Origin of the sequence: Mesorhizobium sp. M7A.F.Ca.CA.002.05.1.1 (assembly GCF_003998335.1) — a bacterium.
In the GTDB taxonomy this organism is placed as follows: domain Bacteria; phylum Pseudomonadota; class Alphaproteobacteria; order Rhizobiales; family Rhizobiaceae; genus Mesorhizobium.
This window is the reverse complement of sequence record NZ_RZQI01000701.1, coordinates 1-3212: the sequence shown is the minus strand read 5'-3', so window position 1 is coordinate 3212 and position 3212 is coordinate 1. Positions and strand designations below refer to the sequence as shown.

The following is a 3212-nucleotide window of genomic DNA, read 5'->3' as shown; positions in this document are numbered from 1 at the left end:
CATAGTCGTAGCGCTTTTTGCGCGCTTCCACATATTGCTCGATGAGAATGCCCAATCGGCGGGCGGCGATGTCATCTGGTTGCTGCAAGGGAGCCTCCTCAGCGTCGATCGTTTGCAGACCCCCGAGATGTAAAAACCCACGCCGCGAAAGTTAAGGCCTGCTGTCGGCTTGAAGCCCAAAAAATCTATTGCCTTCGTTCAACGAACTGCACCGCAGAGTGTCATCGTGTCCGAACTGGCACATCGCAGCCGCAAGGCGCGGGTCAACTTGCCCGTCCGAATCCCGACCAAAGCGTGTATTCACAACAGCTCCGACAGAACGGCCATGAAATGGTCGTTCTCCGCTGTCGAGCCGATGCTGACTCGCACATAGGTGTCAAAACCCTGCTGCTTCCACGGCTTGACGATGACGCCGTGACGCAGCAGGCCTTCGACGAAGGCGGAAGCATCTTGCCGGCAGTTGAAGAACAGGAAGTTGCCCCTGGAGGCAGCGACATCGAGGCCCTTGCTCGCCAGGAAAGTCTCGACGCGTTTTCTCTCTGCATTGGCCAGCGCGACGACCCTGGCAAGGTGTTCGTCGTCGGCCAGTGCCGCGAGTGCGGCCGCCTGGGCCATCGCGTTGGCGTTGAAAGGCGTGCGGACGCGATCGAGCAGCGCGCGCAGCTCCGGGTCACCGACGATGCCGAAGCCGATCCGCAATCCGGCCAGACCGAACGCCTTGGAAAAGGTCCGCAGCACGATCCAGGGCCGGCCCAGCTTTTCGAGATAGGGCAGGGACGATGCATAATCGTCGCCCTTGGCATATTCGGCATAGGCTTCGTCGATGACGATCAGCGTCTCGTCGCCGACCGCATCCAGAACCCTGGACAGATCGCCGCCGGAGAGCCAGCTGCCGACCGGGTTCATCGGGTTCGAAAACAGCAGCATGCGCGGCCGTTCGCGCACCGCCTCGACCAGCGCATCGACATTGATGGTGAGATCGTCGTTGACGACAACGCGTTTGACGGTCGCCCCCATCAGCGTTGCGTAGTCCTCATGCAACGGGAACGACGGATAGAGCGTGACGACCGCGTCGCCCGGCCGCAACACGGCACGGCTGATGACGGAGAGAAGGTCTTCGGAACCGTTGCCGAGGATGATCTGGCCCTCGGCGACGGCATATTTGTCGCCGATCGCCTGGCGCAGCTTGCGCCCGGCGGGGTCGGGATAGAGGCGGAACATCTCGGAGCCGGCATGCATCGTCGTGGCTAGCGTCGGGCTGGGCCCGAGCGGGTTTTCGTTGGAGCCCAGTTTGGCGATCCTGGCCGGTGCGTATCGCTCCATGACCTCGTCAATGGTGAGCCCGGAATTGTAGGGCGACAAACGGTTGACTTCGGTGCGGACCATATCCGAGGCTTTCGACACGGGTGGGCTCCTCTGCGGTGGATTTCGTCATCCGTACCGTAGTCGAAATAGTTTGTATATGCTTGTATATGTAACTTGATCTGATAGTCTCGACGCTGAAGCGGAAACCGACGCCGGCAAGGAGGATCACATGCGCAACGCTTCTCTCTTCGATCTCTCCGGCAGGAAGGCGCTTGTCACCGGCGCAAGCCGAGGCATCGGGCGCAGCATCGCCGAAGCGCTGAGTGCCGCCGGCGCCGACGTCGCGGTCTCGGCGCGCAGCCTGGCGTCATTACAGGACACAACGACAGCCATCCGCGCCGCCGGCGGGGTGGCGCATGCCGTTGCCCTCGACGTCACCGATGTCGGTCGCTGCCGCGCAGCCACCGCAGAGGCTGCCAGCCTGCTTGGCGGTCTCGACATTCTCGTCAACAATGCCGGCGTGGAGGAGGTGCGGCCCTCGCTCGATGTCGACGAGGCGCTGTGGGACAGGATCGTCGACACGAATCTCAAGGGAGCGTTCTTCTGCGCCCAGGCCGCCGCGCGGCAGATGCGCGATGCCGGCCGTCCTGGTGCCATCATCAATCTGTGCTCGCTGACATCCGAAGTCGGAATTCCCACCGCGGTGCCATACGGCTCGTCGAAGTCGGGCCTGCTCGGCATGACCCGCGCCCTTGCGGCGGAGTGGGCGGAGCTTGGCATAAGGGTCAACGCCATCGCGCCGGGATATTTCAGGACGGCGATGACCGACGTTTTCTACAGCAACGAGGCATGGCAGCACTCCATGCTGGCCAAAATCCCGCAGCGTCGTTTCGGCGACCTCCACGACCTGCATGGCATCGCCGTGTTCCTCGCTTCGGATGCGGCTGCCTACATAACCGGCCAGTCCATTCCGGTCGATGGCGGCTTTCTCGCCTCGATCTGACGAGGCAGGTTTGTCTCCGTGGTTTCGACGGATGATGGAAAAATTGCTGGCGACTATCATACATACATGTATATACTTTTGCCCGGTGAAGCCTCTCGACGGCTTTGATCCTTGCCCCGGTCGGCCTGTCGACCCGCAGAACTATGGCCATCCACGGGCCAACCGTCATTGCGTTCCAAGAGTTCCAGGAGACGAGCAGTTATGTCCGACATCAGCTTCCACGATTTGTCATCCATCGATGCCGACCAGCGCGCCAGTCTGCTGAAGCGCGCCGAGGCCGATCTGACGGTCTTCGTCGAGAAGGTCCGGCCGATCATCCAGGCCGTCAAGGACGAAGGCGATGCCGCCTTGATCCGCTTCGCCAGGGAACTCGACAAGGCCAATGTCGCCGAGGGCGAACTGCAGGTGTCGGAAGCCGAGTTCGACGCGGCGTTCGACAAGGTGGAAAAGGATGTGGTCGAGAGCATCCAGTTCGGCATCGACAACATCAGGCATTTCCATGAGGAGCAGAAGCCGGAGACGATGTGGCTCAAGGAAGTCCGGCCGGGCGCCTACGCCGGCGACAGGTACACGCCGATCGCATCCGTTGCGCTCTACGTGCCGCGCGGCAAGGGCGCCTTTCCATCGGTGACGATGATGACGTCGGTGCCGGCGGTGATTGCCGGCGTGCCGCAGATCGCCATCGTGACGCCGCCGACATCGGATGGTTCGGTGGATGCGGCAACGCTCGTCGCCGCGCGTCTCGCCGGCGTGGGCACGGTCTACAAATGCGGCGGCGCCCAGGCAGTTGCCGCCGTCGCTTACGGCACCGAGACGGTGAAGCCCGCGCTCAAGATCGTCGGCCCCGGCAGCCCGTGGGTGGTGGCGGCCAAGAGCGTGCTGTCGTCGGTCATCAACACAGGCC

3 protein-coding genes are annotated in these 3212 nt (G+C 62.6%); 2 read left to right on the top strand and 1 reads right to left on the bottom strand.

Annotated elements, in window-relative coordinates; translation table 11 throughout:
• Positions 1-300: 300 nt before the first annotated feature.
• The gene (locus EN939_RS26930; protein ID WP_127270781.1) at positions 301-1404 is read right to left on the bottom strand and encodes a histidinol-phosphate transaminase; all 1104 of its coding nucleotides are present in this window, start codon (positions 1402-1404) and stop codon (positions 301-303) included.
• Positions 1405-1534: 130 nt separating this feature from the next.
• On the opposite strand from EN939_RS26930, the gene EN939_RS26925 reads away from it, so the two are divergent.
• Together EN939_RS26925 and EN939_RS26915 are read left to right on the top strand one after the other, a co-directional pair.
• Entirely contained in the window at positions 1535-2308 is a 774-nt protein-coding gene (locus EN939_RS26925; RefSeq protein ID WP_127270780.1) for an SDR family NAD(P)-dependent oxidoreductase, read from the top strand.
• 201 nt (positions 2309-2509) lie between these two features.
• Positions 2510-3212: histidinol dehydrogenase (locus EN939_RS26915; RefSeq protein WP_206528345.1), on the top strand; the 703-nt coding region annotated here is incomplete at its 3' end.

Bases quoted from the DNA above. Each gene is read 5' to 3' on its own strand.
- EN939_RS26925 (WP_127270780.1), top strand. From the start codon at position 1,535: ATGCGCAACGCTTCTCTCTTCGATCTCTCCGGCAGGAAGGCGCTTGTC.